The sequence below is a fragment of the Sphingobium sp. DN12 genome (genome assembly GCF_051058005.1).
Classification (GTDB): Bacteria; Pseudomonadota; Alphaproteobacteria; order Sphingomonadales; family Sphingomonadaceae; genus Sphingobium; species Sphingobium yanoikuyae.
Genome location: NZ_CP173717.1, coordinates 1129334 through 1152313, shown reverse-complemented (window position 1 = coordinate 1152313; position 22980 = coordinate 1129334). Strand labels below are relative to the sequence as shown.

The 22980-nt window shown below is 65.8% G+C and carries 20 protein-coding genes; 6 read left to right on the top strand and 14 right to left on the bottom strand.

Annotation, left to right across the window (positions count from 1 at the left end; translation table 11 throughout):
• Positions 1 to 3: 3 nt before the first annotated feature.
• Complete coding sequence (gltA, locus tag ACI6S0_RS05470) at positions 4 to 1290, top strand: citrate synthase (protein WP_004207481.1); 1287 nt, start codon at positions 4 to 6, stop codon at positions 1288 to 1290.
• A gap of 60 nt (positions 1291 to 1350) precedes the next feature.
• Here the strand turns inward: gltA and ACI6S0_RS05465 are convergent, their stop codons facing one another.
• The 5 genes from ACI6S0_RS05465 to ACI6S0_RS05445 form a co-directional block, all read right to left on the bottom strand.
• A complete protein-coding gene (locus ACI6S0_RS05465; RefSeq protein ID WP_434405238.1) occupies positions 1351 to 1692 on the bottom strand; it encodes a gamma-glutamylcyclotransferase family protein in 342 nt (113 codons plus the stop codon).
• Between the two features lie 76 nt (positions 1693 to 1768).
• Positions 1769 to 3160 carry a sensor histidine kinase gene (locus ACI6S0_RS05460; protein ID WP_037490209.1) on the bottom strand — a complete coding sequence of 464 codons (1392 nt, stop codon included), beginning with the start codon at positions 3158 to 3160 and terminating at the stop codon, positions 1769 to 1771.
• On the bottom strand, positions 3157 to 4242 hold the full coding sequence (locus ACI6S0_RS05455; RefSeq protein ID WP_017500594.1) for a DUF2336 domain-containing protein: 1086 nt from the start codon (positions 4240 to 4242) through the stop codon (positions 3157 to 3159). Before ACI6S0_RS05455 ends, ACI6S0_RS05460 begins: the two co-directional genes overlap by 4 nt.
• A gap of 77 nt (positions 4243 to 4319) precedes the next feature.
• Positions 4320 to 5492 carry a hypothetical protein gene (locus tag ACI6S0_RS05450; RefSeq protein WP_434405906.1) on the bottom strand — a complete coding sequence of 391 codons (1173 nt, stop codon included), beginning with the start codon at positions 5490 to 5492 and terminating at the stop codon, positions 4320 to 4322.
• A 101-nt stretch (positions 5493 to 5593) separates the two neighbouring features.
• Complete coding sequence (locus ACI6S0_RS05445; RefSeq protein ID WP_037511783.1) at positions 5594 to 5896, bottom strand: Hpt domain-containing protein; 303 nt, start codon at positions 5894 to 5896, stop codon at positions 5594 to 5596.
• Positions 5897 to 5977: 81 nt separating this feature from the next.
• Here ACI6S0_RS05445 and ACI6S0_RS05440 point away from each other — a divergent pair, with 81 nt between their 5' ends.
• Positions 5978 to 8653: a hypothetical protein gene (locus tag ACI6S0_RS05440; protein WP_434405237.1), complete on the top strand. Its 2676-nt coding sequence runs from the start codon at positions 5978 to 5980 to the stop codon at positions 8651 to 8653.
• 38 nt (positions 8654 to 8691) lie between these two features.
• Here the strand turns inward: ACI6S0_RS05440 and ACI6S0_RS05435 are convergent, their stop codons facing one another.
• Positions 8692 to 9777, bottom strand: a complete 1086-nt coding sequence (locus ACI6S0_RS05435) for an anhydro-N-acetylmuramic acid kinase (RefSeq protein ID WP_434405236.1) — start codon at positions 9775 to 9777, stop codon at positions 8692 to 8694.
• 55 nt (positions 9778 to 9832) lie between these two features.
• Between ACI6S0_RS05435 and tyrS the strand changes: the two genes are divergently transcribed.
• Both tyrS and ACI6S0_RS05425 read left to right on the top strand, forming a co-directional pair.
• The gene (gene tyrS / locus ACI6S0_RS05430; protein WP_434405234.1) at positions 9833 to 11050 is read left to right on the top strand and encodes a tyrosine--tRNA ligase; all 1218 of its coding nucleotides are present in this window, start codon (positions 9833 to 9835) and stop codon (positions 11048 to 11050) included.
• 76 nt (positions 11051 to 11126) lie between these two features.
• A complete protein-coding gene (locus tag ACI6S0_RS05425) occupies positions 11127 to 11483 on the top strand; it encodes a PilZ domain-containing protein (RefSeq protein ID WP_037520412.1) in 357 nt (118 codons plus the stop codon).
• On the opposite strand, the gene ACI6S0_RS05420 is transcribed toward ACI6S0_RS05425, so the two are convergent.
• The 3 genes from ACI6S0_RS05420 to recG all read right to left on the bottom strand — a co-directional run bounded on the left by ACI6S0_RS05420 (position 11455) and on the right by recG (position 15451).
• Positions 11455 to 12531: a mechanosensitive ion channel family protein gene (locus ACI6S0_RS05420; RefSeq protein ID WP_234415588.1), complete on the bottom strand. Its 1077-nt coding sequence runs from the start codon at positions 12529 to 12531 to the stop codon at positions 11455 to 11457. The two genes, ACI6S0_RS05425 and ACI6S0_RS05420, sit on opposite strands and share 29 nt — an antisense overlap.
• Positions 12532 to 12621: 90 nt before the next feature.
• Positions 12622 to 13335 carry a CPBP family intramembrane glutamic endopeptidase gene (locus ACI6S0_RS05415; protein WP_037520415.1) on the bottom strand — a complete coding sequence of 238 codons (714 nt, stop codon included), beginning with the start codon at positions 13333 to 13335 and terminating at the stop codon, positions 12622 to 12624.
• A gap of 52 nt (positions 13336 to 13387) precedes the next feature.
• Entirely contained in the window at positions 13388 to 15451 is a 2064-nt protein-coding gene (gene recG, locus ACI6S0_RS05410; protein ID WP_434405233.1) for an ATP-dependent DNA helicase RecG, read from the bottom strand.
• 87 nt (positions 15452 to 15538) lie between these two features.
• Between recG and ACI6S0_RS05405 the strand changes: the two genes are divergently transcribed.
• Entirely contained in the window at positions 15539 to 15805 is a 267-nt protein-coding gene (locus tag ACI6S0_RS05405) for a succinate dehydrogenase assembly factor 2 (protein ID WP_037511799.1), read from the top strand.
• Between the two features lie 127 nt (positions 15806 to 15932).
• On the top strand, positions 15933 to 19409 hold the full coding sequence (gene mfd, locus ACI6S0_RS05400; RefSeq protein WP_434405232.1) for a transcription-repair coupling factor: 3477 nt from the start codon (positions 15933 to 15935) through the stop codon (positions 19407 to 19409).
• Between the two features lie 159 nt (positions 19410 to 19568).
• Here mfd and ACI6S0_RS05395 read toward each other — a convergent pair whose 3' ends face one another.
• The 5 genes from ACI6S0_RS05395 to ACI6S0_RS05375 are packed head-to-tail and all read right to left on the bottom strand — an operon-like array spanning position 19569 to position 22929.
• On the bottom strand, positions 19569 to 19973 hold the full coding sequence (locus tag ACI6S0_RS05395; protein WP_434405231.1) for a hypothetical protein: 405 nt from the start codon (positions 19971 to 19973) through the stop codon (positions 19569 to 19571).
• A gap of 28 nt (positions 19974 to 20001) precedes the next feature.
• On the bottom strand, positions 20002 to 20793 hold the full coding sequence (locus ACI6S0_RS05390) for an energy transducer TonB family protein (protein ID WP_434405905.1): 792 nt from the start codon (positions 20791 to 20793) through the stop codon (positions 20002 to 20004).
• The gene (locus ACI6S0_RS05385; protein WP_434405230.1) at positions 20790 to 21071 is read right to left on the bottom strand and encodes a DUF3325 domain-containing protein; all 282 of its coding nucleotides are present in this window, start codon (positions 21069 to 21071) and stop codon (positions 20790 to 20792) included. Before ACI6S0_RS05385 ends, ACI6S0_RS05390 begins: the two co-directional genes overlap by 4 nt.
• On the bottom strand, positions 21068 to 21361 hold the full coding sequence (locus ACI6S0_RS05380) for a DUF3649 domain-containing protein (protein ID WP_434405229.1): 294 nt from the start codon (positions 21359 to 21361) through the stop codon (positions 21068 to 21070). The genes ACI6S0_RS05385 and ACI6S0_RS05380 overlap by 4 nt, the downstream gene beginning before the upstream one ends.
• Entirely contained in the window at positions 21358 to 22929 is a 1572-nt protein-coding gene (locus ACI6S0_RS05375) for a PepSY-associated TM helix domain-containing protein (protein ID WP_434405228.1), read from the bottom strand. The genes ACI6S0_RS05380 and ACI6S0_RS05375 overlap by 4 nt, the downstream gene beginning before the upstream one ends.
• Between the last annotated feature and the right edge of the window lie 51 nt (positions 22930 to 22980).

Genomic DNA, 22980 nt, shown 5'->3' with positions numbered 1-22980 from the left:
AACATGTCGGATAATAATGCCAGTTTGACCGTTGGCGGAGAGGCCAAGGACTATGCCATCATGGATGGTACCGTCGGTCCCCAGGTCATCGACGTTCGCAAGCTCTACGCCAACACCGGCATGTTCACCTACGATCCGGGCTTCACCTCGACCGCCAGCTGCGAGTCGGGCCTGACCTATATCGATGGCGACGCCGGCGTGCTGCTGCATCGTGGCTATCCGATCGGCCAGCTCGCCGAACAGTCCAGCTTCATGGAAGTCTGCTACCTGCTGCTGAACGGCGAACTGCCTTCGGCCAAGGAACTGGCCGATTTCACCAACACCATCACGCGCCACACCATGGTGCATGAACAGCTGACCGCCTTCTTCCGCGGCTTCCGTCGTGACGCCCACCCGATGGCGATCATGGTCGGCGTCGTCGGCGCCCTGTCGGCCTTCTATCATGACTCGACCGACATCAACGATCCGGAACAGCGCCGCATTGCGAGCCACCGCCTGATCGCCAAGATGCCGACGATCGCTGCGATGGCGTACAAATATTCGGTGGGCCAGCCCTTCGTCTATCCGCGCAACGACCTCAGCTACACCGCCAACTTCCTGAACATGACCTTCTCGGTCCCGGCGGAAGAGTATAAGATCGATCCGATCGTCGTCGACGCGATGGACAAGATCTTCACCCTGCATGCCGACCATGAGCAGAACGCGTCGACCTCGACCGTGCGTCTTGCCGGTTCGTCGGGCGCCAACCCGTTCGCCTGCATCGCGGCCGGCATCGCTTGCCTGTGGGGCCCGGCGCATGGCGGCGCGAACGAAGCCGCGCTCAACATGCTGCGTGAAATCGGCACCGTTGATCGCATTCCGGAATATATCGCCCGCGCCAAGAACAAGGACGATCCGTTCCGCCTGATGGGCTTTGGCCATCGCGTCTACAAGAATTACGATCCGCGCGCGACCGTGATGCAGAAGACCGCGAAGGACGTGCTGGAGAAGCTGGGCGTCAACGACCCGATCTTCGACGTTGCCAAGGAACTGGAGCAGATCGCGCTCAACGATCCCTACTTCATCGAGAAGAAGCTCTACCCGAATGTCGACTTCTATTCGGGCGTGATCCTCTCGGCGATCGGCTTCCCGACCGAAATGTTCACCGTGCTCTTCGCCCTTGCCCGCACCGTCGGCTGGGTCGCGCAGTGGAACGAAATGATTTCGGACCCAGCGCAGAAGATCGGCCGTCCGCGTCAGCTCTACACCGGCCCGACGCAGCGCGACTATGTCGCCGTCGACAAGCGCTAAGACGCGGTCATAAGAGACAAGAGGAACGGCGCCCGATCGGGCGCCGTTTTTCGTTGGAGCTCAGCCGCCCACCCCGGCATGGACATAGATCCAGGCCGGAACCCGCCCCTGATCGGTAACGACATCGATTCCGGCACGGCGATAATCCGCCCCCTCGAACGCATCGAGCCGCGCCCAGTGGGCCGGCAGGTCAGGCGAGCGGAACAGCTGGACCGGCACCGCGGCGCCGCCCTCGTCGGGAATGAAGGCAGGAAAGCCCATCGACGCGGCCCAGCCATGCGCGACCAGATGGCCGGTCACATGCCCCGCCTGCCAATGGCCCTGCAGCTGCGCCAGTTGATGATGATTGGCCCGGCCGGGCGCCAGCGTGCCATAGGTGGCCAGGCAATGCGATCTGTCCATGTCGCCACCCTATCGGGGCAGCTTCGGCCGGACAAACAAGCGCTCTTTATCTCATATAAGCGCGATCGCGCGCCCGTCAGTCGAGCACCGGCAAGGTCAGGATGAAGCGCGCGCCCTCGCCCGGCGTGCCGCCGACGCTGATGTCGCCGCCCATCGCCCGCGCCAGCTTGCGCGAGATATAGAGGCCAAGCCCGCTACCGCCCGGATCGTCGCGTCCCAGCCGCTCGAACTTGTCGAAAATCTTCTCGCGATCCTCCAGCGCCACGCCCGCACCCTGGTCGATCACCAGCACCCGTGCCTGCCGATGCTCGCGCTCCACGACGATGCGCACCTGCGATCCCTCGGGCGAATAGCGCACCGCATTGCCGACCAGATTGACCAGTATCTGCAGCACGCGGCGGAACTCGCCCCTCGCCATCAATATCTGGTCGACATCCGGACAATGGATCTTGATGTGCCGATCCAGCGCCTTGACCGTCAGCAAGCCGCCGGCCCGCCGTCCCAGATCGGCCAGGTCGACATCCTCGATGATCACGCCGAAATCGGGCCGGTCGATCGCCTGCAGATCCGCCAGATCGTCGACCAGCGCCATCAGGTGACGACCGGCGGTCGCGATATCATTGGCATAATCGGCATAATCGGGCCGCAGCGGCCCTTCCAGCTGCGCGCCGATCGTGTCCGCATTGGCGATGATCCGTCCCAGCGGCTGGCGCAGAGACCGGTCGAGCCGCTTGCCGAACTCGCCGGGATAGAGCGACAATTGCGTCGTATCCGCCCGCGCCAGCGCCGGCGGTCGCTCGATCGGGCAGGCCTTGCCGCGATAGCCGACCAAATGGCCGGCTAGGTCGAACAGCGGGAAGCCCGCCAGCCGCACATGCTGTTCGGGATCATGCACCAATGTCGCGACCTGATCGCGGAAGGCGCGGCGCTGGGTGAAGCCGCGCAGGATCGCCATGTCACCCTCGCCATCGCTCTGCAGCTCGAAATAGCTGGAGAAACGGCTGCCCGGCAGGGGCGGCTGCGTCGGCAATGCGCCCTGCCGGTCGGTCCCGGCAATCGCCATCTGGAACTGCAACTGGGTGTCGATCTGCCAGGTCCAGCCATCGGCCAGCGCCGCCAGGTCGGCCTCGCGCCGGCTATGGTCGCCGGCATTGGCGAGCGGCGGCCGCTCGCTCCAGTCGACCACCGCCAGCGACACGATGCGTCCGTCCGGCCCTTCATCGCTGCGCGCCCGCACCCACATGTCGATGTCGCCCCGCTCCGCCGCCGCGACCACCGGCCGCGACACCGTGACACCCAGCCGCGCCGCCAGCCGCACCACGGCGGCCAGTTGCGGAATGGCGAGCGGCCCCAGCAGATCGCTCCCCGCCTCCCGCTGCAAGGCAAGCAGCGGCGCATCAGCACTCAGAAGCGTGCCGTCCGCCGATGCCGTTGCCCGGACGATGGAGGGGTGGAGCGTCATGTTCATCCGGTGACGCGCCGCAAATGATCCAGCTTCGCGCGGAAGGCGGCGGGCGCGCGCAGGGCGCCCACCACGGCTTCCGCCTTCACGTCGCTCAGCAATTGATATTGGTCGGCCTCGGCCACGATCACCGCGTCCGACAGACCCGGCCGCACCGGCCGCAGCGCCAGCAGCAGATGGCGATAATCCGCCCCGGTTCCGCCCAATGCCCGGCACAGTGTTGCCACCTGCATCACCGGCCCCATGATCAATATGTCCGTCACCTGCGCGGTGCCTAGGCGCAGCCGTCGCCCGGCCAGCGCCGCAAACAGCAGGAAGCGTCGCTGCCCCAGCGCCGCGCCCAGAAGGTCGGGCGCATCGGCCTGCGGCCCCAACCGGCGGACCAACTGATCGGCCGCCGCGATCGGGCCATTGCTTTCGTCATGACTGGCAAGCAGCGCCCAGCCCGCCCGCTCGAATGCCCCCAGCAATTGATTGTCCGGCTCCAGCGCGGTGCGCTGCACCACGGCCGCCAGACAGGCAGCCGCCGTCCACACCAGTTCAGCAAAATGTTCGGCCGGCAGATCGGGCCGCATCGGCTGATCCTCGCCGCCCATCGCCTGCCACTGCCCCTCGGCCAGTGCCAGCGCGACGATCGCATCGCCAATTTCGGGATCGTCCGACGACAGGATCGATTCGGCCTCGGGCTGTTCCGGCGGCTCGCCATCGGGGCGCCCGATCTGCCGCAGCAACAGGCTCACCCCCGCACGCATCTGCATATGCGCCAGCAGGGCCGGCCCCAGCAGGGTCGGCTGCGCACAGATGGTCGGCCAGCACAGCCCATCGGGCCAGCGCCCCAGCGCCGCGGCAATTGCGGGATCACCCGCCAGGCTCAGCCGCAGCGCAGTCTCGATCGCAGTCAGGCATCCGCCCAGATGACGGCGGGTCTCGGCGATCAGCGCATCATGGCGCGCCCGGTCCTCGACGGGAAAGAAAAAGGCGAGATCAATCGCATGGCCGACGGGCACGGCCGACATGCCGGCCATGACATGTGCCATGGGCCAGCTGTCCGCCATGATGGATCCGGCAAGGGACGTGTGGGCGCTCATGCAAGGCAGCATAACCCCACGTCGTTAAAATGCACTAAACCCTGAAAGCAAAATCAACGCTCTCGATGCGACAAAAATCATCCGCCCCGACGCGACAGGATGATCGCCCCGATCGATCCGATCGCCGCCAGCATCGCCACATCGAAACCAAATGCCTCCGCCCCCGTCAGCAGGGCTGCGAGCAGCACCAGCAACGCGGTGCCCGGCGTGAAGATCATCCAGGGGCGCGCCGCCCCGGTCCGGCGCCAGCGATCGGCAACCGTGATGATGCCCAGCAGCAGCGCCAGATAGTTGGGCACCATCCCGCTGCCCGACAGCATCACCCCGATCAGCGCCAGTCCCGGCGCCAGAAAGGCGATCCAGCCGCTCGGCGGCCGGCGCAGCGCCATTTCATCGAGCCGATCGGCCAATTCTGCCAGCAGCAGGGCGAGCAGCAACAGGCTGAGCCCGGTGCCCGGCCAGCCCAGTTCCAGCGGCATCAGCGCAATGCCGGCCAGCGCGATCGAACCGATCCGCACCTGCATCGCGGGCACCTGGCTGCGCATCAATGCGGGGCCGAGCAGCCGGGCGAGCGGCCCGAACAGATAATGTTCTATCCCGCCGCGGCTGGACGATCCCGACCGCGCCCCGGTCGACATCACCGCCTGCGCGGCGAGGTCCGCCTGTTCCTGCCCGTCGACCAGCGCGACTCGGCCTTCCAGCAGATCATCCTGCGGCACGGTGATTCGCACCGCACCGCCCTGCACCGCTGATCGCACCAGCGTCAGCGCCAGATCCCAGTCACCGATCATGTCCAGCGTGCCGAACAGCAGCGCCGGATTGATCCGCGCCAGCCCGGCCCAGCGCTGCCCCGCATCGATCCGCTCGAACGGCGCACTGGCGCGGCTGTCGTCGGTGACCAGCAAAGCATTGCCCGTCTGCGCCGCCAGTGCGTCATAATGGCCCTGCGCCACCACCGCGCCATCGGCCACCAGCAGCACATCGGCGTCGCGCGGCGCATCGCGCACCATCGACACCATGTCGCGGATCAGGGCGACGGCAATGCCATCCGCGCTCAGCCGGTCGACGGCCTGCGAAATGGCCGGCGTGATGACGCTGACCAGGATCATGATCCGGTCCGCACCGGCCCGAACTGCCTGTCGCGCCTGATATTCGACCAGCGTCTGGCCGGCGAAATGCAGGGTGGCGCGAAGCGCTGCAGGCGAATCACTTGAAGCCCGGCTGGCACTGAGAATGGCCGCGAATGTCATATTGTCTGGAAACCGACCCATTTTGATTGCGACGATCTTCTTGCAAGCCGAACGACGCAGCGCAAGCAGGCGCTTTCAAATCACCGGTTTAAGGTCGCCGGTCAGCCCTGCTGAAGCAGTGCGATCGTGCTGCGCAAGCGCTGCAAGGCGCGCGGATCGCCCGGCGCGGCCTCGACCGCCTCGTCCGCCAGCGCCATCAGGCTGGTCAGGCCGAAACTCGCCGCCAGGCCTTTCAACCGCCAGGCCGCCAATTCCCAATTGGCGTCGCAGCGCGCCCGGCTCATCAGGTCGAGATGGCGCTCCGCGCTTTCAAGGAAAGCCACGCGCAGATCGGCGATCAGCACCGCGTCTTCGCCAACGGCGGCGGCCAATGCCGCATTAAGAGCGCCAGGATCATAGGACATGGGGACGGAAGCTATCGAAATTGCGTTAAGTTTTGGTAACAAGGCATTTGCGCAGACGGAAAAGATGATAGGATCACACCCATGAATGGGGGCAGCACAATCGTCGAATTCTGGCGAGACGAGGGAAACGCGACCGGCAACGCGCCGGCCGCGGATGACATCCTGCTATTGAAGCAGGCCGTACTGGACATTGAGGACGCCCCTGACGACGCGCAGGGGGAAGGCGAAAAGCTGGTGCGCAACGCCCGGATCGGGCTCGGCCTGCTGGCGGCGCTCTGGCTCGGCTTCGCGCTCTGGGCGACGATCGTGTCGGATCAGTGGCGCGCCGGCCCGGCCGCCTGGCCCGCGCTCGTCGCCACGCTGCTGGTGCCGATCAGTCTGCTCGGCATCGCCTATCTGCTGATCGTGCGCAACAGCCGCGCCGAATCCCGCCGCTATCTCGATACCGCCCATGCGCTGCGGACCGAGGCCGAACTGCTCGAACTGCGCCTCGGCCGGATCGCCGACCGGCTCGAATCCGCACGCCAGACGATGCAGGATCAGGCCGAACTGCTCGACAGCTATGGCGCCGCCGCCAGCAGCAATATGGAGGCATCGGCCGAACTGATCGCCGGCCGCGCCCAGACCACCGCCGACCGCGCCGAAAGCGCCGAGCGTGCCGGCACCGCCCTGGTCGCACGGATGGACGCGCTGATCGCCGCCATGCCGCAGCTCGAAGAACGGTCCGTGCGCATGGCTGCGCAGATCATGGACAATGGCCATGCGCTCGCCGAACGGATCGACACGCTCGAAGCGCGCCTCCACGCGCTGGGAGAACTGTCCGACGACACCCGGACCCGCACCCTGTCCGCGACCAAGAGCCTGTCGAGCCAGCTAGGCCAGTTGCAGGAGACGACCCGCAGCGCCACCGACGAGGTCAACGGCCTCGCCGACATCGCCGCCGGTCGGATCGAGACATCGACGCAGAGCGCGCGCGCCGCCATGGCCCTGACCCAACGGGATATCGATGCGCAATCCGCCGCGCTCGAGGCGCTGGTCAATCGCGTCGCTGTATCGCTCGGCGAAACCAGCGATGGTGCCGTTCGCGCCCTCACCCAGGATCTCGATCTGGTCGAGGCATCGCTGCGCGGTCGCCTCGAAACCTCGATGGATCAGGTGCGCGACACGATGGAGCGCGCGCAGGAAGGGCTTTCGACCCAGCGCGCCACGCTGGAGGCGCTGGTCGCCCGTGCCCAGGCCAGCATCACCGCCACCAGCCAGAATGCGCTCGCAGCGCTGGGCCAGGATCTCGGCTCGATCGAGGACGATCTGCGCCAGCGGCTCGACGCCACCCTGCTTCAGGCCCGTGAAACGCTCGCCCTGACCGATGCCGGGCTGCGCGATCAGGCCGGCGCGCTCGACAGCCTCATCACCCGTTCGCGTGACAGCATCGCCGCGATCGGCACCGACACCGTCGCCGGCCTTGCCGACGATATTGGCGAGGTCGAAAGCCGCCTGCACCAGATCAACGATCTGGTCGAAGGACAGCGCAGCCTGATGGCCGGGCTGCACGGCACGCTCAACCAGACGATCGACCAGGCCGAGGCCCGCTTTGCCGCGCTGGAGGATAATGCCCTCGCCCGCAGCCAGAAGCTGACCGACGCGCTGACCCGCCTGACCGAGGAAACCCGCCGGATCGACACGGCGCTGCATGACGGCGGCACTACCGCCGAAAAGCTGATCGGCAATGCCGAAACGCTGATGGTGGCGCTCGACTCCAGCGTCCGCGAACTGGACGAAACCTATCCCGGTGCGCTCGCCCGCTTCGACGCCCGACTGGAAACCAGCCGCGCCATGCTGGGCGCCGCAACGCCGGAACTGGAACGGCTGGAAGCCATTTCGGAAGCGCTGGTCGGCCGCACCCAGGAAGCCGAGGAGATGCTGCGCGGCCAGGGTCGTCGCCTCTCCGAATGGCTGGAAAGCACCCAGAGCGGCATCGAATCCAACCGCGAACTGGTGGAGAAGCTGCGCACCGCGCTCGACGCCGCGCATGAGGACACGACCCGCATCACCGAAGGTGCAGGCCCGCTGCTCATCACCGCGCTGCTCCGCGTCAAGGACACCGCCGAACAGGCCGCCGAGCGCGCCCGTCAGGCGCTCGGCCGCGCCATCCCCGACGCCGTGCAAAACCTGGCCGAAGCCAGCGAGCAGGCAATGCAGCAGGCGGTCGGCGATCAGGTTTCGGCCCAGATCGAGAAGCTGGCCGATGTCGCGGAAGAGGCCGTGCGCGCCGCGCACAATGCCTCGGACCGGCTGACCCGCCAGTTGATGACGATCGCCGATACCAGCGCCGGGCTGGAACACCGGATCGAGGAAGCCGGCCGTGCCGCCGAGGAACGCGATCGCGACCATTTCTCCCGCCGCTCCGCCCTGCTGATCGAATCGCTCAACAGCACCGCGATCGACGTCGCCAAGATCCTGTCCAACGATGTGACCGACACCAACTGGTCGGCCTATCTCAAGGGCGATCGCGGCGTCTTCACCCGCCGGGCAGTCAAGCTGCTCGACGCCGGCGAGTCCCGCGAAATCGCGCTCCATTATGATAATGACGCCGATTTCCGCGAGCATGTGAACCGCTACATCCACGATTTCGAGGCGATGCTGCGGATCATCCTGTCGGCGCGTGACGGCAATGCCTTGGGCGTCGCCATCCTCTCGTCCGACATGGGCAAGCTCTATGTCGCCCTTGCCCAGGCGATCGAGCGCCTGCGCCAATAAGGATCAGGGGCGGCGCCCGGCCGCCCCATCCCCCTTTTTCAGGGCTGGAACAGCACGCCACCGGTCATCGGTTCAGGCGCGCCGGTGGTGCCGGGAAAGCTGATCGGCAGGCCATTGAGGTGCCGCACCGCCATATAGGCAAAGCCCTGCGCCTCCAGCGCGTCACCATCCCAGCCCAGTTCGTCCACCGAGCGGACATCGGCGCCGGTGCGCGTCGCCAGCATCGCCATCAGCGTCGCATTATGGCGGCCGCCGCCCGCCACATAGATGCGCGCCGGCCGTTCGGGCAAATGATCCATTCCCCGTGCCACCGCCTGCGCGGAAAAGGCGGTCAGCGTCGCCGCCCCGTCCGCCAGCGACAATCCCTCGACCGGCGCAATGGTGAAGGCTTCACGGTCGATGCTCTTAGGCGGCGGCGCCGCGAACCAGGGATCGGCCATCATCGCCGCCAGCCGCGCCTCGTCCACCTGGCCCCGCGCGGCGGTCGCGCCGCCCGCATCATAGGCGGCGTCGCCATGCGCCTGCATCCAGTTGTCGATCAGGCCGCTCGCCATGCCGGTGTCGAAGGCGACCAGGCTACCGTCCGATCCGATCGCGGTGATGTTCGCCACCCCGCCCAGATTGAGGATGCCGACCGGCTTTGCCAGCCCGTCGGACAGCGCACGATGATAGACCGGCATCAGCGGCGCCCCCTGCCCGCCCGCGCGCACATCGGCACTACGCAGGTCGGCGACCACGGGAATGCCGAACGCGCCAGCCAGCACCGCGCCGTCACCAATCTGCCAGGTCCAGCGCCGCTCGGGCCGGTGGGCAACGGTATGACCATGAAAGCCGATCACGCCGATATCCTCCGCCACATGGCCGCTGCGGCCCAGCATGTCGGCGATCGCATCGATATGGAAATTGGTGAGGTCCATCTCCACCGCGCTGACCAGCGGATCCTCGCCCGGCGCGTCCATCGCCATTGCCCGCGCGCAGGCGGCGGCCAGCCGTTCGCGAAAATCATCGCTGTAGGGCTGGGCGTGGAAAATGATTGCCTCGGCCTGCCCCTCGCCGTCCGTCTCGATCAGCGCAGCGTCGATCCCGTCGCGCGAGGTGCCGGACATCAGACCGATTGCCAACATGATCGAAAACTCCGCCTCTTTTCCACTTGCTGCCCCAATGCTACAGGCGCGCGTCATGAGCAACTATCAGTCCGATCTCCTCCGCCTGCTCGAAGCACGCGGCTACATCCACCAGCTGACCGACGCGGAAGGGCTTGATGCCATGGCCGCCAAACAGGTGGTGCCGGGCTATATCGGCTTCGACCCGACTGCGCCGTCGCTCCATGTCGGCCATCTCGTGTCGATCATGATGCTGCGCCAGCTGCAGAAGGCGGGTCACAAGCCGATCGTCCTGATGGGCGGCGGTACCGGCAAGATCGGCGATCCCAGCTTCAAGGATGAGGCGCGCAAGCTGCTGACCGTCGACCTGATCCAGGAAAATGTCGCCAGCATCAAGCGCGTGTTCGAACGCTTCCTGACCTTTGGCGACGGCCCGACCGACGCGATCATGGTCGACAATGCCGACTGGCTCGACAAGCTCGAATATATCCCCTTCCTGCGCGACATCGGCCAGCATTTCTCGGTCAACCGGATGCTGAGCTTCGACAGCGTCAAGCTGCGCCTCGATCGGGAACAGTCGCTGAGCTTCCTCGAATTCAACTACATGATCCTCCAGGCCTATGACTTCCTGGAGCTGTCGCGCCGCAGCGATTGCCGCCTGCAGATGGGCGGATCGGACCAGTGGGGCAATATCGTCAACGGCGTCGAACTGGCCCGCCGCGTCGATGGCACGCAGGTGTTCGGCCTCACCACGCCACTGCTCACCAATGCCGACGGCACCAAGATGGGCAAGACCGTGGGCGGCGCCGTCTGGCTGAACCAGGACCAACTGTCCGACTATGATTATTGGCAGTTCTGGCGCAACACCGCTGACGCCGACGTGTTCAACCGGCTGCGCCTGTTCACCGACCTGCCGATGGACGAGGTCAACCGCCTCGCCGCGCTGCAGGGCGCGGAGATCAACGAGGCCAAGAAGATCCTGGCGAACGAGGCAACCGCGCTCTGCCGTGGCATCGAAGCTGCTGCTCTGGCCGCCGAAACCGCGCGCAAGACCTTCGAGGAAGGCGCGTCGGATGCCAATCTGCCGACCGTCGCGCTGGGCGCCGAAGGGCTGACCGTCATCCAGGCGACCACCGGCCTTGGCTTTGCGACCTCCAACAAGGAAGTCCGCCGCAAGCTGGCTGAGGGCGCGATCAAGGTGAATGGCGAGGTCGTTACCGACCCCGCAATCACGCTCAAGGTCGGCGACAAGCTCAGCTTCGGCGCGAAGAAGCACGGCCTGGTCACCGCCTGAGGACAAACAGGGTTTCAGCCTAGTTAACGCTACCAGGTAGGAAAGCCTCCACTTTCCGCCCGCTAGGCTGAAACCCATGTCCTCCTCGGTTTTCGCCAATCTTGGCCATGTCATGCGGTCGCGCGACCCTTCCGTCGATCAGCGGCGGGTGGCGCGCGACCTGGTCGACATGGTCAGCCATATCACAGCGGACGGCCGCACCCATGGCGTACGGATCATCAACATCTCGCCACTCGGCCTGATGTGCCGCACGGAAGAGTTGCTCGCGCTGAGCGGCCGGGTGCTGATCTGGCTACCGGTGCTCAAGGATCGTCGCGCTCTCGTCCGCTGGAGCGAGGAAGGCCGGATCGGCCTCGAATTTGTCGAGCCGATCCCGACCGCAGGCTATGACGCCATGATGGCGCTCATCCCGCCACGCCGGACCGCCTGGTAAAGGCTTCATCCCTCTCCAGAGTCTGACGCCCGCGCACCAGCGCCTCGGGCATGTCTGTCCGCAGGAAGGTCAGCATCGCCTCGCGCACCTCGCAGCGCAGGTCAAAGGCGATCCCAGCATTGCGCGCCGACAGCAGCCCACGCAGTTCCAGCGCATCGGCGCGATGGTCGGTCACCTGCAAGATCGCCACCCGCCCGTCCCAGCGCCCGTTCGCCTTCACCGCCTCGACGAAGCGCGCGCGGATCCGCTCGATATCCGCGGTCGGATCGACATAGAGGAAAACCGTGCCCAGCAGGTCCGACGTGCTGGTGGTCCAGTTCTGGAACGGCTTCTCCAGGAAATAGGATACTGGCACCACCATGCGCCGGTCGTCCCAGATGCGCACGATCACATAGGTCAGCCTGATCTCCTCGATCCGCCCCCATTCCCCTTCGATGATGACGACATCGTCCAGCCGGATCGGCTCGGAAAAGGCCATCTGGATGCCCGCGATCAAATTCTTGAGCGCCGGTTGCGCCGCTGCGCCCACCGCCAGCGCAGCAAGGCCCGCCGACGCCATCAGCGACACGCCGATCGTGCGCACGCCCGGAATGGCGATCAGCATCATCGCGATCACGAAGAAGCCGACGATGCACTGGCAGATGCGATAGAGGATGCTGATCTTGGTGCGCTGCCGCCGCGCCTTCAGATTATCCTCGACGCTGATGTCGGCGCGTGCCTCCAGCATCGCCTTGCCCGCCCGCATGGCGCGAAACACCAGCCAGCCGACCAGCAGCGCGAATATCATCCGTGCCCCGATCGACCAGATATCCTCGATCCGCGGCCCCATCTCGATCGACTTGAGCCCCGCGCCCAGAGCCAGCAGCACCACCAGCCAGCGCGTCGGCTGGAAGATGGCCGGCAACAGCAGCGGCTCGATCCGCGCGCGCTTCACCAGCCGCACCGCAATCCAGTAAAGCGCGCCGTGAACGGCGAAGGCGACGACCACCGACAGCGCGATCGAAAGCGCGGCCATCGGCGTGATATGGGTCAGGCTGATGTCGGTCATGCCAGGGGCAACGCGACGGCCCCGCATTTTGTTTCGCAGATGCAGCAGAGATTGTGATCACGCCTTACAGGATGAAGCCTTGGCCGATCGCTACTTCCATCGCATGAATATGGCGGTGAAGGTCAGCGTGTCGATGACGCCGTGCAACAGGATCAACGGCCACAGATTGCGCCGGAACAACAGGAACATCGCTCCGAACGCCAGACCGATCCCACCAGTCATGATCGCCCCGCGCCACCCCTGATAATAGAAATGGCCATAGCCAAAGATCAGCGCGGACAGGAGTACGGCCATCGCTGCACCCACGCGGCCGGCCGGGAACAGCGCCTGCAACCGAGTGATCAGATAGCCGCGAAAGAACATCTCCTCACCAAAGGCCGCCGCGCTCCACACGATGCCGATCCACAACAGAAAATGCGGCAGGCTCCCCGCCACCGCGCCCCAGCGATCGGCCACGCCAGCGGATTCCTTCGCCAGGAACGCCAGTCCAATCGCCGGCCCGACGATTGTCACCAGTGCAACGACGATGGCAAAGGCCAGCAGCGTCAACCCCGCCTTGGGCAGGACCATCAGTTTGGCCCTCCATCCCGGCAGCGGGATCAATCCCATCGCCGACCAGCTCAGGCCGCAAAAACGCATATACAGCGTCAGCAAGGCCAGCGTCAGCAGCAGCGACACCGGGCCGGCATAGCGCCAGAAGAGCAGGCTCAACCCATATTTGGCCAGCAGCGCGAAGCCGACAAAGGCCACGATCTCGACCGCAATGCCGCGTCGGCTCAGCTTTTGGATCGGTTCTGGCGTCATCGCCACGGGGTGTACTATGCGAGCAATACTGCCAAGGGAACGGCCGCGCCGCTCACCCCCCCCGCAGCAACCCCACCGCAGCATCCTTCTCGAACAGATAGAGGCAGGTCCGCGCCGCCTGTCCGCGTTCGCTGTCCAGCCCACCGTCGCGGTCGATCAGCAGATGGGCGTCGTCGCGCGCGGCGTCCACCAATGCCGACACATGTTCGGGCGTCGCGATCTTCAGTTCCGCCTCACCCGACTGGCGCGTGCCCAGCACCTCGCCCGCGCCGCGCAGCTTCAGATCCTCCTCGGCGATGCGGAAGCCGTCGTTGGTCTCGCGCATCAGCGCCAGCCGCGCCCGCGACGTCTCGCCCAGCGCATTGCCGCGCAGCAGCAGGCAGACCGACGGCTTGTCGCCGCGCCCCACCCGGCCGCGCAACTGGTGCAATTGCGCCAGGCCAAAGCGCTCCGCCCCCTCGATCACGATCAGGCTGGAATTGGGCACGTCGACGCCGACCTCGATCACCGTGGTCGCTACCAATATCTGGGTGCGGTTGGCGGCAAAGGCCTCCATCGCCGCATCCTTGTCCGGCCCCTTCATCTTGCCATGGACCAGCCCCACCCGGTCGCCGAAGCGCTGGCGCAGCGTCTCGGCGCGCATCTCGGCCGCCGCCTGGTCACTTGTCTCGCTTTCTTCGACCAGCGGGCACACCCAATAGGCCTGCCCACCGCCCTCGACATGGCGGGCCAGCCCCTCGACCACCTCGTCCAGCCGGTTGGCGGACATCACCAAAGTCTGGATCGGCTGGCGGCCCGGCGGCATCTCGTCCAGCCGCGACACGTCCATCTCGCCATAATAGGTCAGGGTCAGCGTCCGCGGGATCGGCGTCGCCGTCATCACCAGCAGGTGCGGCGATCGCTCGGCCTTGCTCGCCAGCATCATCCGCTGCGCCACGCCGAACCGATGCTGCTCGTCGATCACGGCCAGGCCCAGCGCCTTATACTGCACCTTCTCCTGAAAGATCGCGTGCGTGCCGACCAGGATGTGGATGCTGCCATCGGCCAGCCCCATCAGCGTCGCCTCGCGCACCTTGCCCTTTTCACGGCCTGTCAGGATCGCGATCTCGATCGGCAGGCCCGACGCCATCTTGCGCAGCGTCTCATAATGTTGCCGCGCCAGGATTTCGGTCGGCGCCAGCATCGCCCCCTGCATCCCGGCCTCGACCGCGTTCAGCAGCGCCATCAGCGCCACCAGCGTCTTGCCCGATCCCACATCGCCCTGCAGCAGCCGCAGCATCGGCGTCGCCTGCGCCATGTCGCCCTCGATTTCCCCGATCGCGCGGCGCTGGGCACCGGTCGGGGCGAAAGGCAGCTTCAGCATCGCGCGCAGCCGCCCGTCGCCGCTGATCGGCACGCCGCGCCGCCGCCGCGACGATTGCCGCACCAGCATCAGCGCCAGTTGCCCGGCGAAAATCTCGTCATAGGCCAGCCGCTCGCGCGCCTGTGCGTCGGTCGGGTCGGCATGGAAACGCTCCAGCGCCGCGCGCCAGGCCGGCCAGCCCTTGCTCGCCAGCAGGCTCGGCTCGATCCATTCGGGCAGTTCGGGCGCGCGGGCCAGCGCCTGCCCCACCAGGTCGCGCATCCGGTTGTTGGTCAGCCCTTCCGACAGGCCATAGACGCTCTCGCGCGCCGGCACGATGTCGGCCTCCTCGGGCGGCAGGACATAGTCGGGATGAACCATCTGGAGGTTGTCGCCATAGGCCTCCAGCTTGCCCGACACGAACTTGGGTTCATTCAAGGGCAACAGCTTGCGCGGCCAGGCGCTGTTGCGGCCGAAATAGACGAGGGAGACGGCGTTGCCATGAGCGTCCACCGCCTGCACCCGGAACGGCGCACGCGCATTGCCACTGGCGCGATAATCGACCGGGGTCAGCATGATGCCGATGACCTTGCCGGCGTCCGCCATGTCCAGTTCGTCGATCAGCTTCCGGTCGACATAATTGACCGGCAGGTGAAAGGCGACATCGACCGCCCGCGCCAGCCCCAGCCGTTCGAGCGGACGGGCCAGCGCCGGGCCGATGCCCTTGAGCGCGGAGATTTCGGCAAAGAGCGGATTGAGAATATCGGGTCGCATGGCTATCTGAGGCTTCTCTAACGCAGCCGGGACGGTCATTCAAATATCCGATCGGCTGTTTCGGCACGTCCGTTAAAGGAACAAATTGTGAACGACAACCCGCTGATGCGTCGCCTGAAATTCCGCGCCTGGCACCGGGGCACGCGCGAGGCGGATTATACGGTCGGTGGCTTCTTCGAGCGCTACCATGCGAGCTGGAACGAGGAGCAGATCGCCTGGTTCGAGCGTTTCATGGACGAACAGGATGCCGACATCATCGGCTGGGCGCTCGGCACCATCCCGGTGCCGGACGAATGGAAGGGCCCGATGATGGACCAGTTCCTGAAGCTCGATTTCGTCAAGATCGAGAACTGACAAGTCCCCCTCCCGCTTGCGGGAGGGGTTAGGGGAGGGCCTGTTTCTCCCCCTCCTTTGCAAACCCTCCCCCGACCCCTCCCGCAAGCGGGAGGGGAGAGAGCAAGGAGAGGCGCGAGTAGCAGATATGACCGATCTCCAGAAAATCCTGAAGGCGAAGGCGCCGCTCACTCTGTCCGGCGTGCCGGCCGGCTTCCAGCCCTGGCTGCTGGCGGACATTGCCCGCGCGGCCCATGGTTCGGATGCGACCCGCGCCGTCTTCGTCGCTTCGGACGAGCAGTTGATGCGCGCGGTCGCCGACACCGCCCATTATTTCGCGCCAGAGATCGAGCTCATCGAAATCCCTGCCTGGGACTGCCTGCCCTATGACCGGGCCAGCCCCTCGCTGCGCACCGCGTCGGCGCGCCTCGCCGGCCTTCATGCGCTTCAGGCAAAGCCTAAAGGGCCGCAACTGGTCCTCACCACCCTCAACGCCCTGACCCAGCGCACCCTCACCCCGTTCCGCGTCCGCCAGCTGGTCGCGCGCCTCGCGCCCAAGGAGCGGATCGCGATCACGCGCCTTGCCGACATGCTGCAATCCAACGGCTATGTCCGCACCGACACCGTCCATGATCGCGGCGAGTTCGCCATTCGCGGCGGCATCGTCGACCTGTTCCCCGGCGGCGAGGACCAGCCGTTGCGGCTCGACTTCTTCGGCGACGAGATCGAGACGGTGCGCCGCTTCGACCCGACCGACCAGCGCACCACCGGCAGCGTCGACGGCTTCACCCTGCTCCCCGCGTCCGAGGCGCTGCTGGACGAAGACACGATCAAGCGCTTCCGTGGCCGCTATCGCGAAACCTTCGGCGCGACCGCGACCGGCGACCCGCTCTATCAGGCGGTGAGCGAGGGCCGGCGCCTCGCCGGCATGGAACATTGGCTGCCCCTGTTCGAGGAAAAGCTGGTTCCGCTGACCGAGCATCTGGGCGACGACGCGATCATCGTCCGCGACCATGGCGTGGTCGGCGCAGCTGACGCCCGGTTCGAGGCGATCCGCGACTATCATGCCAACCGCATCGCCGCGAAATCGGCCGATCCCGGCGCCTACCGCCCGCTCGCGCCGCACGCGCTCTATCTCGACGCCTCCGAGTGGGACGCCGCCGCCGCCAGCTGGCCGATGCACGCCACCACCCCCTTCCATGAGCCCGAGAGCGCCACCGTCCTAGACTTCGCCGTCGACGGCCCGCGCGACTTCGCGCCGGAACGCGCGCAGAACGTCAATGTCTATGAGGCGGTCGGCAAGCATATCGACGCCCTGCGCCGCACGAAAAAGAAGGTGGTGATCGCCAGCTATTCGGCCGGCGCGCGCGAGCGCCTGTCGGGCCTGCTCGCCGATCATGGCGTCGCCCGCCTCGCCGCTGCCGACAGCTGGCAGGAGGCGCTCGGCACAGCCGCGGGCGGCAGCGCCGTCCTCACCGTGCTCGGCCTCGACCATGGCTTCACCGCGCCCGACGTCGCCGTCCTCACCGAACAGGATATGCTGGGCGACCGCTTGGTCCGCCGCGCCAAGCGCAAGAAGAGCGCCGACGCCTTCCTCGCCGAACTCGCCACCCTCTCGCCCGGCGATCTCGTCGTCCATATGGACCATGGCATCGGCCGCTATGAAGGGCTGACCCAGATCCCGGTCAGCAAGACCGCGCATGACTGCGTCGCCCTCTCCTATGCCGGCGGCGACAAGCTCTATGTGCCGGTCGAAAATCTCGAAGTCCTCTCCCGCTACGGCTCCGACAGCGAAGGCGTGAGCCTCGACAAGCTGGGCGGCGAGGCCTGGCAGCGGCGCAAGGCGCGGATGAAGGAGCGGATCCGCGAGATTGCGGGCGAACTGCTCAAGACCGCCGCCGAACGCGCCCTGCGCCCGGCCGAGATCGCCGAACCCGACGCCGCCGGCTATCCCGCCTTCGTCGACCGCTTCCCCTATCAGGAAACCGACGATCAGGATCGCGCGATCGGCGATGTCATCGAGGATCTGGGCGCCGGCCGCCCGATGGACCGGCTCGTCTGCGGCGATGTCGGCTTCGGCAAGACCGAAGTGGCTCTCCGCGCCGCCTTCGTCGCCGCCATGGCCGGGATGCAGGTGGTGGTGATCTGCCCCACCACCTTGCTCGCGCGCCAGCACCACATGAATTTCGTCGAGCGCTTCCGCGGCTTCCCGCTGGAAATCGCCCGCCTCTCCCGTCTCGTCCCCGACAAGGAGGTGAAGGCGACCAAGGCGGGCCTGGCCGACGGCACGATCGACATCGTCGTGGGCACCCACGCCCTGCTCGCCAAGGGGCTGGAGTTCAAGCGCCTCGGCCTCGTCATCGTCGACGAGGAACAGCGCTTCGGCGTCACCCACAAGGAACGCTTGAAGTCCCTGAAGACCGACGTCCATGTCCTCACCCTCACCGCCACGCCCATCCCGCGCACGCTCCAGATGGCGATGTCGGGCCTACGCGAATTGTCGGTCATCCAGACCCCGCCGGTCGATCGCCTGGCGGTGCGCACCTACATCATGCCCTGGGACGGCGTCGTCATCCGCGAGGCGCTGCTGCGCGAACATTATCGCGGCGGCCAGAGCTTCTTCGTCGTGCCGCGCATCTCCGACCTGACCGAGGTCGAGGAATTTCTGCGCACCGAAGTGCCCGAGGTGAAGCCGATCGTCGCCCATGGCCAGATGAGCGCCACCGATGTCGAGGAGCGCATGTCCGCCTTCTACGACAAGCGCTATGACGTGCTGCTCTCCACCACCATCGTCGAATCCGGCCTCGACATCCCCAGCGCCAACACCCTCATCATCCACCGCGCCGACCGCTTCGGCCTCGCCCAGCTCTATCAGCTGCGCGGCCGCGTCGGCCGGTCGAAGACGCGCGCCTATGCCTATTTCACCACGCCCGCCAACCGCATCATCACCGAAACCGCGGAAAAGCGGCTGAAGGTGCTGTCCGATCTCGATACGCTGGGCGCCGGCTTCCAGCTCGCCAGCCATGATCTCGACATTCGCGGCGCCGGCAACCTCGTCGGCGACGAACAGTCGGGCCATATCAAGGAAGTCGGCTTCGAACTCTACCAGTCGATGCTGGAGGACGCGATCATGGACGCCAAGGCCGGCGGCGCCGGCCTGGAGGCGCGCCGCGACAGCTTCTCGCCGCAGATCAGCGTCGACGCGCCGATCATGATCCCGGAAGAATTCGTGCCGGATCTCGACCTGCGCATGGGTCTCTATCGCCGCATCAACGAACTGGAGGACCGCCAAGGTCTGGAGGCCTTCGCCGCCGAACTGATCGACCGCTTCGGCAAGCTGCCCGCGCCGACCCAGAACCTGCTCAAGATCATCGAGATCAAGCAGAATTGCCTCAAGGCCAATATCGCCAAGATCGATGTCGGGCCAAAGGGCGCGCTGGTCAGCTTCTTCGAGGATCGCTTCCCCAACCCCGCAGGCCTGGTCGCCTATGTCCAGCGCCTCGACGGCGTCGCCCGCCTGCGCCCGGACAGCAAGGTCGTCGTCACCCGCGCCTGGCCCGACCCCGCCGCCCGCCTCAACGGCGCGCTGCAACTGTCGAAGGGGCTGGCCAAGGCTGCGGGGTAAGGGGGGGGCTCATTTCTCCTCGCCTTGCGGGGAGGGGAACCGCGGCGTGCAGCGGAGGATGAGCGACTGATTTTGGCCGTAAGGAGAATGGCGGCTTTGCATTACCGGATGTGAGAAAGCTGACATTGCCGGTGGAGCCCTAACTTCCCTTACGAAGGCCTATCCGTCCTCCGTGCTCGATTGCTCCGACACGTGCTGAAGCGTGATCGGGGGGAATTGGATACCAAGGGCGTTCAGGGTGCCGGCGCAATTAACGGCAGCGAGTGTCAATGTGGCGTCAGTATGAAATTGCCTCTTGTATCCCAACACCCGCTGCGCTTGTGCCAACCACGACAACAGGAGCAATTCGTGGTCGGCAAGCCAGACCGTCCCCGGCTCGTTCAACCGCATTCCAGCATGTTCGGCCAAATCACGCAGTCGACGAAACTGTTCGTTATATACGAACTGCGCACGGTCATCCGTGGGATCGCCGCGCAGCATGCGGATGACACGCTGTTCGGCAAATGACCGTCGTTTCAGCGCCATGGCGGTTCGGCGGGGCAAGGTGCGGATAGCTTGTGCCAAGGATATTGTCTCCCGGATCGGGAAGTGTTCAGCGCATGAAGAATTCGACGGGCACGACCAGTTCGATCGTCTCGCCCTTTACTTCTTCGGGTGGTTTGGGGAGCGGCTGCGCTCGCTTGGGCAGAGAGACGGCTTCGTCATCAAGGGGGCTATGGCCGGACGAGCGCTCCAGTCGCACCGACAGCACCTTGCCGTCGCGATTCATGACGAAGCGAATATAGGGGACACCCTGCTGCCTTCGGAAGGCCGCTTCACGCGGATAACGCTTCACCTTGTTCAGCGCGCCGAGCACCAGCCCCTCCCAGGTCGGCTTGGCATTGCTTTGCTGCGGCGCTGGCGGGAGCGGCCTGCTCTCGGGGGCAGTCGTCTTCTCGATAGGCGGGCCAGGGTCGATAACTGGCTTCTGGACCTCTATCGTCACCGGATTCTCGCTAGGCAGCTGGATTTCCGGCAGATCGACCTTGGGGCGATCTGGCTGGACTTCGGCCTTTTCCTTTTGGATCTGCTCAGGGCCGGGCGGAACTTCGCTCTGTGGTTCTGGCGGAGCGGCGGGCGGTGCGACATCGAAGACAGCCAGGTGCGCGGGCGACTGGGCGGGGCTGAGCGTCGTCCAGGTGAATAGCGCTCCGCCAATGACGAGCAGCACGACCAGAAGCACGCCTCCCATGCCGAACAGGCGTGTCCCTAAACTCACAGGCTGATCGCAGTAGCGACCGGAAGGCGCCGCGCAGGGTTGAGCGGACAGGCAAGAGGCGTTGACCATCGGAACCTGGACATCAAACAGATGCCCATCTGTCAGAGCAGAGGCATGCACGGTCATTTTCGCCACCAATTGTCCTTGTAGGTAAGCAGGAGCGCAACGGTCGTTGCGGCCACGGCCAGCAGGCCCGTCCAAAGCACCAGACCGGCAGAGTGGCCCGAATAACGGACGGCAGGAACGATCCCGGTACACAGCAGCAGTCCGCCTGCAACGCGCAACCCCCACATCTTGCGCGGGCCAAGGGGCGTTCCGAACAGATCGCGGTGATGTTTGGCAAGCGACAGGGCCAGCGCCGTGAACCCGGCAAACAGCAAGATGAAAGAAGCCAGCAGGTTCATGATACGCCCCCCACCGACAACCAGATCAGGATGCCCAGCGTCGCGGCAACTATCGCCAGCCCGGTCCAGGCCCTGCGCGCTGTGCGCGCGTGGAACACAGCCATGACGATGCCCGCCCAGATCGGGAAGCTGGCAATGGTGGCGCCGAGAATTACGGATGACCTGGCGACGCCGAATATCGGCAACAACGCCCCCAAAGCGACGATCACCAGCGAAGTGACCGCATAGCCGCCAAGCGAGGCAGCCAATATGCGCGATGCGATGGCGATGCGGTGTGAGCGTGTGGTCACAATGCCTCCGCCACTATCCGGGGCTTGGTTCGGGATCTGGCCGAAGGGACCGGCGGCATCGCAGCCTTGCGGGCTGCCAGTACGAACGCCGCGCCGACCAGCAAGGCGATCAGGTCGAATCCGGCCATCACCCAGTCGCCCGCCGGGATGGAAACGCCCAGATGGCGATCCGTGGTCAGCGCGTTCAGCACCGGCAGGAAGCCGAACGCACAGGCGCCAAGGGACAGCAATTCCACCCATGCCCGGCGCGCAGGACGCCAGATCGGCCAGATGAGCAGCGCCGCCCATGTCAGGAACAGGACGTGCACTTCCCAGTCATGGCGCTCTGGCAAGCTCAACGACAGCAACCGGTTGGCCCAGAAATAGGCGGCAATGGCGACAGGCAGGCCCGCGATTGCACCGATGTTGAGTGTTTCGACAAGCCGAAATCCGAAAGTCGAGCCCTGCTTCGCCCGGCGCTTGGCCGTCCACAGGACAAGGCCGGTGGCGATCATCCCGGCGCTGGCCAGTCCGACCAGCACGAAGATTGCCCGCAATGCAGGCCCGGCAAAGTCCGCCGCGTGCAGGCTGACAAGAACTTCCTGTGTCATGGCTATTGGCGATGGCGTCGCCCGCTCGTCACGCAGGAGAGTGCCGGTCGCGGCGCGGAACGTCAGCGAGCCATAGTCCTTTTCAACATTGCCGCGCCCGCTGGGATAGACAGTGACTTTTCCATTCATCTCGCCGGGGGCAGTAACCACGACCCGCCCGATGGACGCGCTTGTGCCCCAGCGCTTCTCGACCTGGGAAACAATGGTGGCGATCGGCACCATATCGGCGCGGGGTGCCCGCTGCGGCGCGACAGGTGCGGGCGACGCTGCCGTTTCCTGCGCCACGCGCTGCCCCGTATCGCCGTGAAGGATGGCCGGACCTGCTGGCATGTAAGTGAACAGGAAGAAGACCAGCCCGCTCCAGCTGATCATGATGTGGAATGGCAGTGCGGTGACGCCCAGCAGATTGTGCGCATCGAGCCAGCTGCGCTGCCCTTTGCCGGGCCTGAAGGTGAAGAAATCCTTGAAGATCTTCTTGTGGACCACGACCCCGGTGAGCGTCGCAATCAGCATGAAAATGGCGCAGATCGCCACCAGCCTGATGCCGATCTCATAAGGGATATAGTGAAGCTGGTAGTGCATCTCGTAGAGATGGCCCCCGCCGCCCGTATCGCGGACCTTTACGGCATCGGGCTGGCCCGTCGCCGGGTCAAGAAACAGTGCCTCAGTGTCCTCGCTGCCGGGCCATGGGCGCGCGACGAGATAAAGGTCATGCCCCAATCGGCGCATCGGCAGGAAGATCGTCCAGCTTTGCGCATCGGCAAAATGGCGCTCCAGATAGGCCACCGCGCGCGGCAGGCTTTCCGCCACTGGAGGCACTGACGCAGCCATCGGCCGCTCAGGCATCATCCAGCGGTCGATCTCGAACCGGACATAGGAGAGGGTTCCCGTCACGAAGACGAAGAACAGAACCCAGCCCAGGACAAGACCCGCCCAGGTGTGCAGCCAGGCCATGGACTGGCGGAACGTATCTTTCATCGGGCAGCCATCCGCAGACCACCGCCCCGCACCGCGAAAGTGCAGGGCGGC

Coding starts and splice junctions, on each gene's coding strand:
- ACI6S0_RS05390 (WP_434405905.1), bottom strand. CDS start 20,793: ATGACCGTGCATGCCTCTGCTCTGACAGATGGGCATCTGTTTGATGTC.
- ACI6S0_RS05460 (WP_037490209.1), bottom strand. CDS start 3,160: ATGAACATGACGCTCCACCCCTCCATCGTCCGGGCAACGGCATCGGCG.
- ACI6S0_RS05375 (WP_434405228.1), bottom strand. CDS start 22,929: ATGAAAGATACGTTCCGCCAGTCCATGGCCTGGCTGCACACCTGGGCG.
- mfd (WP_434405232.1), top strand. CDS start 15,933: ATGACCGATCTCCAGAAAATCCTGAAGGCGAAGGCGCCGCTCACTCTG.
- ACI6S0_RS05385 (WP_434405230.1), bottom strand. CDS start 21,071: ATGAACCTGCTGGCTTCTTTCATCTTGCTGTTTGCCGGGTTCACGGCG.
- gltA (WP_004207481.1), top strand. CDS start 4: ATGTCGGATAATAATGCCAGTTTGACCGTTGGCGGAGAGGCCAAGGAC.
- recG (WP_434405233.1), bottom strand. CDS start 15,451: ATGCGACCCGATATTCTCAATCCGCTCTTTGCCGAAATCTCCGCGCTC.
- ACI6S0_RS05450 (WP_434405906.1), bottom strand. CDS start 5,492: ATGACATTCGCGGCCATTCTCAGTGCCAGCCGGGCTTCAAGTGATTCG.
- ACI6S0_RS05440 (WP_434405237.1), top strand. CDS start 5,978: ATGAATGGGGGCAGCACAATCGTCGAATTCTGGCGAGACGAGGGAAAC.
- ACI6S0_RS05425 (WP_037520412.1), top strand. CDS start 11,127: ATGTCCTCCTCGGTTTTCGCCAATCTTGGCCATGTCATGCGGTCGCGC.
- ACI6S0_RS05455 (WP_017500594.1), bottom strand. CDS start 4,242: ATGAGCGCCCACACGTCCCTTGCCGGATCCATCATGGCGGACAGCTGG.
- tyrS (WP_434405234.1), top strand. CDS start 9,833: ATGAGCAACTATCAGTCCGATCTCCTCCGCCTGCTCGAAGCACGCGGC.
- ACI6S0_RS05465 (WP_434405238.1), bottom strand. CDS start 1,692: ATGGACAGATCGCATTGCCTGGCCACCTATGGCACGCTGGCGCCCGGC.
- ACI6S0_RS05445 (WP_037511783.1), bottom strand. CDS start 5,896: ATGTCCTATGATCCTGGCGCTCTTAATGCGGCATTGGCCGCCGCCGTT.
- ACI6S0_RS05420 (WP_234415588.1), bottom strand. CDS start 12,531: ATGACCGACATCAGCCTGACCCATATCACGCCGATGGCCGCGCTTTCG.
- ACI6S0_RS05415 (WP_037520415.1), bottom strand. CDS start 13,335: ATGACGCCAGAACCGATCCAAAAGCTGAGCCGACGCGGCATTGCGGTC.
- ACI6S0_RS05435 (WP_434405236.1), bottom strand. CDS start 9,777: ATGTTGGCAATCGGTCTGATGTCCGGCACCTCGCGCGACGGGATCGAC.